Origin of the sequence: Saccharothrix sp. CCNWYY140 (genome assembly GCF_037401995.1) — a bacterium.
In the GTDB taxonomy this organism is placed as follows: domain Bacteria; phylum Actinomycetota; class Actinomycetes; order Mycobacteriales; family Pseudonocardiaceae; genus Actinosynnema.
This window is the reverse complement of the sequence record NZ_JBBEGC010000080.1, coordinates 26483-33189: the sequence shown is the minus strand read 5'-3', so window position 1 is coordinate 33189 and position 6707 is coordinate 26483. Positions and strand designations below refer to the sequence as shown.

At 69.8% G+C, this 6707-nt stretch carries 8 protein-coding genes; 3 read left to right on the top strand and 5 right to left on the bottom strand.

The genetic code is table 11. The annotated features are described in order from the left end of the window. Nucleotides 1-207 precede the first annotated feature (207 nt). Nucleotides 208-723 (bottom strand): DinB family protein, encoded by a 516-nt coding sequence (locus WBN91_RS27850; protein ID WP_337727377.1) that lies wholly within the window; start codon nucleotides 721-723, stop codon nucleotides 208-210. Nucleotides 724-823: 100 nt separating this feature from the next. Between WBN91_RS27850 and WBN91_RS27845 the strand changes: the two genes are divergently transcribed. Genes WBN91_RS27845 through WBN91_RS27835 form a run of 3 tightly spaced genes read left to right on the top strand, consistent with a single transcriptional unit; the run spans nucleotide 824 to nucleotide 3637 of the window. After that, complete coding sequence (locus WBN91_RS27845) at nucleotides 824-1873, top strand: ATP-dependent DNA ligase (protein ID WP_337727378.1); 1050 nt, start codon at nucleotides 824-826, stop codon at nucleotides 1871-1873. Further along, nucleotides 1870-2841 (top strand): non-homologous end-joining DNA ligase, encoded by a 972-nt coding sequence (ligD, locus tag WBN91_RS27840; RefSeq protein WP_337727379.1) that lies wholly within the window; start codon nucleotides 1870-1872, stop codon nucleotides 2839-2841. Before WBN91_RS27845 ends, ligD begins: the two co-directional genes overlap by 4 nt. Before the next feature lie 49 nt (nucleotides 2842-2890). Beyond that, a complete protein-coding gene (locus WBN91_RS27835; RefSeq protein ID WP_337727380.1) occupies nucleotides 2891-3637 on the top strand; it encodes an NAD(P)H-binding protein in 747 nt (248 codons plus the stop codon). Here the strand turns inward: WBN91_RS27835 and WBN91_RS27830 are convergent. From WBN91_RS27830 to WBN91_RS27815, 4 genes are all read right to left on the bottom strand, one after another. Next, nucleotides 3634-3855, bottom strand: coding sequence for a hypothetical protein (locus tag WBN91_RS27830; protein WP_337727381.1), 222 nt, complete (start codon nucleotides 3853-3855; stop codon nucleotides 3634-3636). The two genes, WBN91_RS27835 and WBN91_RS27830, sit on opposite strands and share 4 nt — an antisense overlap. 190 nt (nucleotides 3856-4045) lie before the next feature. After that, nucleotides 4046-4663, bottom strand: coding sequence for a uracil-DNA glycosylase (locus tag WBN91_RS27825; protein WP_337727382.1), 618 nt, complete (start codon nucleotides 4661-4663; stop codon nucleotides 4046-4048). Between the two features lie 54 nt (nucleotides 4664-4717). After that, entirely contained in the window at nucleotides 4718-5839 is a 1122-nt protein-coding gene (locus WBN91_RS27820) for a hypothetical protein (protein ID WP_337727383.1), read from the bottom strand. Between the two features lie 78 nt (nucleotides 5840-5917). Next, on the bottom strand, nucleotides 5918-6664 hold the full coding sequence (locus tag WBN91_RS27815; RefSeq protein ID WP_337727384.1) for a DUF427 domain-containing protein: 747 nt from the start codon (nucleotides 6662-6664) through the stop codon (nucleotides 5918-5920). Nucleotides 6665-6707 lie beyond the last annotated feature (43 nt).

Genomic DNA, 6707 nt, shown 5'->3' with positions numbered 1-6707 from the left:
TTTTTGGCTGCACCCGGGGAAATCTGTGGTAGCCCTTCGGGCAGGCCATACGGGGATGACACAAGCAAGAAGCCCAACCAGGGGGGTGCCGCGCGGCAGCCAAGCGAAAAACCTGGCGCGGCGCGGCGTGTGGTGGGCAAGCGGAGAACCTTGCCGCGCGGCGGGGTGGGCAGCGATGGTGCGTGGCGCGCGGTGGCTGGTGGCTGGTCAGCCCATCGTCTTCTGGCCGTCGAGGGTTTCGCGGATGATGTCGGCGTGGCCGGCGTGTTGGGAGGTCTCGGCGATCAAGTGCAGCAGAACCCGCCGGACCGTCCACGACTCCTTCGCGAACCAAGGTGCGACCGGTAGCGGGTGGGCGGTGTCCAAGTCGAGCTCTGCGATCAAGGCCTCCGTCTTGCGGGCCGTCTCCTCGTACGCCGCCAAGGTGTCCGCCAAGGTCTCGCCCTCCACCAAGCGGAAGCCGTTCTCCCAGTCGGACTGTTCGCTCTCCATCAACTCCGCGCCGCCCACCGCGAAGCGCATCCAGCTCTCCTCGGTGTTGCGGACGTGCTTGATCAAGCCGCCCAGGGACAGGGCGCTCTTGGTCGGGGTTTCGCGGGCCTGCTGCTCGGTGATGCCCTGGACCGTGTACTTCAGGAAGCCTCGGTGCTTGGTCAGGGTGTTGAGCAGGTCGGTCTTCTCGGCGGAGAGCGTGGCGGTGGTCATCTGGGGGCCGTCCTTCATGGCTTGTCGTTGTGGTCAACGGTATGGAGTATTGCGGTCAGGTCCGGTCCTCGTTGGGGAAGTCGAGTGAAAATCTCGTTCTCGGCTTACGCTCCCCTGCGTGGACCTGCCCGTGATGCCGCCCGTCCGCCCGATGCTGGCCAAGGCCGTGCGCGAGGTGCCGCGTGGGGACGGGTTGGTGTTCGAACCCAAGTGGGACGGGTTTCGGTGTGTCGTGTTCCGGGACGGGGACGAGCTTGAGCTGGGCTCTCGCAACGACCGGCCGTTGACCAGGTACTTCCCCGAGGTCGTCGAGCTGCTCAAAGAAGGGCTGCCGGAGCGGTGCGTGGTGGACGGGGAGATCGTCATCGTCACGCCCGAAGGGCTGAGTTTCGGGTTGCTCCAGCTCCGGTTGCACCCAGCGGCGTCCCGCGTGCGGAAGCTCGCCGCTGAGACGCCGGCCGAGTTCGTGGCGTTCGACCTGCTCGCCCTGGGCGACCGTGACCTCACCGGCACGCCCTTCGGGGAGCGTCGTGAGCTGCTGGAACAGGCCCTGCGGCCCGCGAAGGGGCTGCACCTCACCCCAGCCACCGACGACCCGGACGTCGCCCAGGACTGGTTCACCCGCTTCGAGGGGGCCGGGTTCGACGGGGTCGTCGCCAAGCGCACCGACCTGCCCTACGAGCAGGACAAGCGGGTGATGTGGAAGGTCAAGCACGAGCGCACGGCGGACTGCGTGGTCGCCGGGTTCCGGTGGCACAAGGACGGGGAAGGCGTCGGGTCGTTGATGCTCGGGCTCTACGACGACGGCCGGTTGCAGCACGTGGGTGTGGCGAGCAGCTTCACGGCCGCGCGGCGACGGGAGCTCGTGGAAGAACTCGCGCCCTACCGGGAGAACGCGCTCGATGGCCACCCGTGGGGCGAATGGGCGCACGTGGACGCGCGGACACCGGGTGCGGCGAGTCGGTGGGCGCCGACCAAGGACATGGCGTGGCAGCCGTTGCGGCCCGAACTCGTGGCAGAGGTGCGGTACGAGCACGTCGAAGGTCGTCGGTTCCGGCACACCGCCCGGCTGGTCCGGTTCCGGCCCGATCGGACGCCCGACTCGTGCACCTACGAGCAGCTCGACGAAGCGCCGCCCGCGGAGCTGGCGGAGGTGTTCGGGTTGTGACCACCGAGGTCGAGGGTGTCGTGATCACCAGTCCGGACAAGGTGTTCTTCCCGCAGCGCGGCGAGACCAAGCTCGACCTGGTGCGCTACTACGTCTCGGTCGCCGAACCGCTCATGCGGACCATGCGCGGCCGTCCGCTGCTGATGGAGCGGTACCCGGAGGGCGCGGGCGGGAAGTCGTTCTTCCAGAAGCGGGTGCCGAAGTCGCCGCCGGACTGGCTGCGGACCACCACCGTGTCCACGCCCAACGGCACCACCAGCGAGGCCCTGGTCGCGGCCGACATCCGGCACGTCCTGTGGGCGGTGAACATCGGCTGCCTGGGCTTCCACGTGTGGCCGATCCGCGCCGAGCGCCCGGAGGTGACCGACGAGCTGCGGGTGGACCTCGACCCCTCCCCCGGCGTCGACTTCCCGCAGCTGCGCGAGGCCGCGAAGCTGACCCGGTCGCTGCTGGCCGAACTCGGCATCGAGGCCTACGTCAAGACCACCGGGTCGCGCGGGCTGCACCTCTACGTCGCCCTGCAACCGAAGTGGGACGGGTACCACGTGCGTGCGGCGGCTGTGGCGTTGGCGCGTGAGCTTGAGCGACGGCACCCCGAGCAGATCACCGCGCACTGGTGGAAGGAAGAACGCGGGTCGCGAGTGTTCGTCGACTTCAACCAAAACGCCCCGCACAAGACGGTGTTCGGCGCGTGGTGCGTCCGGCCGCGTGTGGGGGCGCAGGTGTCGACGCCGATCGCGTGGGAGGAGCTGTCGTCCGTCGAACCGGACGGGCTCACCATCGCCACCGTGCCGGGCCGCCCGGACCCGTGGGAGGCCATGCCCGAGCACCCGCAGTCGATCGAGCCGCTGCTGGAGATGTCCCGGCGCGACATGGAGGCCGGGCTGATGGACGCGCCCTGGCCGCCCGTGTACCCGAAGATGCCCAACGAACCGCCGCGCGTCGCCCCGAGCCGCGCGAAGAAGTAGTGCCGGTTTTTCCAATCGCCGGGAGTGCGCGGCCGGCGATGCTGGTCGCATGTTCCTGATCACCGGCGTCACCGGCACCACCGGCAGTCTCGTCCGCAAGTTCCTGCTCGACCGCGGCCTGCCCGTCCGGGGCATGACCCGCACCCCGTCCCGGCCCGACGACGTGCCCGGCGACTTCACCTCGCCCGACTCCCTGGCCGCCGCGCTGACCGGCGTCACGGCCGCCTACCTGGTCACCGCGCCGGCCACCCCCGTCCCGGACCACGACCTGGCGTTCCTCGCGACGGCTCGGGCGGCCGGGGTGCGGCGGGTGGTGCGGCTGTCCGCCATCGGGACCGGGGAGGTGTTCGAGGGGTCGGTGCTGGCGCCCCACCACCACACCGCCGACGAGGCCCTGCGGGACAGCGGGCTGGAGTGGACGATCCTGCGGCCTTCCCACTTCGCCACCAACATGCTGCGCACCCCGGTCTACAACATGACCGGCGACGCCAAGCACGGGGTGATCGACCCCGCGGACATCGCGGCGGTCGCGGTGGAGGCCCTCCTGGGCGACCACCGGGGCGAGGTGCTCACGCTGACCGGTCCGGAAGCGCTGAGCGTGCCCGAGCAGGCGGCGATCCTGCGGGAGGTCCGGCCGGTCGAGGTGGTGGACGTGGACCCGTCCGCGGTCGACCCGTCGTGGCGCAGCGGCGTGCTGTGGGCGCGGGCCGGGCACAACGCCGTGGTCACCGACACCGTCGAGCGCGTTCTGGGACGGCCGGCGACACCGTTCAAGCAGTGGGCGCTGGGTCTCTAGGCGGCGATCGGGATGGTGTCGAGGGCGGCGCGGCCGGCCGGGGTCAACCGGGCCGGCCCTTGGCCCGCGATGAGGCCGGCGCGCACCAGCCGGGGACCGAGGAACTGGTCGCAGCAGGCCAGGCCGTCGACGAGCAGCGTGCCCGCCACGTAGGCGCAGCGACCTGCCGCGACGGCGCGGAGGACGGCTCGGTCGCGATGGGTGATGGTGGCGTTCATGGCGGTGACTCCTTCCGGGTCGGGGCGGGATGTCCCTACTACCCGTTCGACGAAGCAGCCTGCCGGGATTCGACACCCCTGGGGAAATTCTCGGGTGTACCGATTCCGACTCCGTGAACTCCTGCTCGCACCCCGCTGGACCCGATTGTGAAAAGCCGCCCGCCACCTCCTACGCGATCGCTTCCACCGCTTACGCGATGGCTTCCGCCGCCTTCCGGAACGCGTCGACCAGCTGCGGCCACCGCGTCGCCCTGTCCCGGTTGATCGACTGCGGCGAGGGGTGCGGCGCGTTGAACACCTTCAGCCCGTACCCCTTGCCGGACAGGTTCCACCCGGTCCCGGCCGGGGTCCCGAGCACGACCACCGCTTTGAGGCTCTTGAGCATCCGCAGCAGCTCGACCAGGTACGGGATCGCCGCCCGCAGGTCGGCCGGCGTCGGCGCGTGCCCGCTGAGGTACCAGGGGACGACGTTCCAGTTCAGGCACGCCTGCCGCGACAACCCGGCCTCGGCCATCGCGGTGAACCCGTTGACGGCGGTCGGGTCGTCGTTGTCCAACGAGATCAGCCCGGACCCGCCCGCGGCGACCGATTTGGGCCCCGGCGACTCCAACAGCAACAACACCTTCGCGTTGATCCCGCCACTGGCCGGGTCGAACAGCGGCACCTCCGCCTTGCGCTCGGCGGCGATCTTCTGGGCGAACTCGGTGAGCGGCTTCATGTGCGGCGCGTTGAGCAACGCCTTCTTCCGCACGATGATCCGCGGGTCGCGGTGGCCTTTGGGCGCCGCGGGGAACACGTTGGTGGGCACGCACCCGACTGTCCAACGGACCCCCGCCACCCGACCATCCGCCGTCCGGGCGGATCACCCGCCAGGGCAGTCCCCGCTCTCCGCAGGCGTGCGGTAAACCGCGACTTGCTCCCACTCAATGGCGCAATCGCCCTCCCCCTCACAGATCCGGTAGCTCACCGCGGTCGTCGACCCGGCAGGCCCACCGGCGAAGCCGCCGCTCCACGTGGCCACCCCGTCCCCACGGGGAGCCACGGTCACCTGGAGCCCGTCAGCGTCCGACCGCCGAACGGCAACCTCGACCACCGCACCCTTCGGCACACCCCAGACCGTGGCGGAGGCCTGCAACACCCCGTTGTCACCCTGCTGCACCGCTCCCGCCCCGCCCCGACCGTCCGGCAACGGGTTCCCGCCGATCCGCAGGACGACGCTGCTGGCGGTGCAGTCCCACTCCTGGCAATGCCGCACCACGAACCCGCTCCACTTCGCGTCACCCAAGGGGAAGGTGACGGTCCCGTCCACCTCGCCCGTGCCATCGGGACTCACCAGGGCCTGACCGATGTCGATCTCGGTCTCGTCCCGCAAGCCCATCGCGCGGACCACGACGGCCTTGGGCTCGCCCGGTGCGATCGCCGCCTTCACGACGAGCTTCAGCGCGGACTCCTCCACCGACGCCGTGACCTGGACCGGGACGTCATCCGTCCGGGCGATCAAGGCGAGCTTCGCCGCCCCGTACAGACCGAGCGACGTGGCGGCGACGCCGGTCAGGATGAGCGCGGTGACAGCCGTGACCTCGATACCGTCCCGATCGGTCCAGGCCAGCGTCGCCAACCAGGCGGTCGCGACCGCGACGACCAGCACGGTCACCAGGCCTCTGTGTTCCACCTCGTCGATGTCGGTCAGCGGCACCCCCAGCAGCACGGTGAGGGCGCCGACGCCCAGCAGGACGAACTTCAGGGGGACCCCGCCTCGCACCACCGCCAACGGCGCGACGAGTCCGCAGAGCAGCCCGAGACCGACGAGGCAGAAGATCAGGATCGAGACCGTCGGCTCGCCTTGGAGCAACTCGGTGAGGTAGCCGTCCTTGATGCCGAAGAACGTCAGAATGGCGGTGAGCGCGGTGAAGCCGCCCGCCGCCCATTGTGCCGCCGACTTCACGGCATCGGTCTCCGCGGCACTCTGGATGGGTGGCGCCATGACGGCCTCCTCACCTGCAAGGTGTGCACGTGAGATCGGCCGTTCGGAGCAGTCGGTTACCGGCCTAACCCGAAAGAGTTAACTGAAAGGCGTACGCGGGCGTTCCTCGCGGACCCCGTCCACGAAGATGTCGACCTTCTCGTTGTAGAAAGCGACCAACCCGGCGATCCGTCGGCTCTCCTCGAGAGGCGTCCGGTACCCCCACACCACGTTCTCGTGCACCGCGTCCCCCGCCACGACGGACCAGTACTCAGCCGTCCCCTTGTACGGGCAGCTGGTACGCAAGTCAGTCGGCCGCAACAGGTCCATTCGCACGTCGGTCATCGGCAGGTAGTACCGCGCCGGCAACCCGGTCTCGAACAGGATCACCGGTCGCGACGACTCGGCGACCGTCACGCCGCCCACCTCGACCCGGATGTGCCGCGAACTCGACAGTGCATCCACCCGCGTGTACGGATCACGCGGATGCACGTACACAGGCTCGTCTTCCTCGAACCACTCGTCCATCGCGTCCCACTCCAGCCGCACCAGCGACCGCAGTTCCTCGAACGGCGACTCCGGGTACCGCACCGCCGCGCCCTCCGCCACGGCGCCGTCGACCTTCACGTCGTACACCGCGCCGTCACCCCGACTGGGGGAACGCCGGACCTCCCCCGTCTCCACCAGCGACGCCCGAACGTCCTCCGCCGGCAGGTAGTAAGTCGGGTAGTGGGGCTTTTCCCACACCAGGTACGGCCGCACGGTGTCCACCACCACCGACCCGCCCAGCAACGCCCTGACCCGCTTCAACCCCGGCTCGACCCGCACCCGCCCTCGTTCGCTCATACCTCGAAGTTACGCCGGGAAAAGACGCCCCCGCCATCAAGAC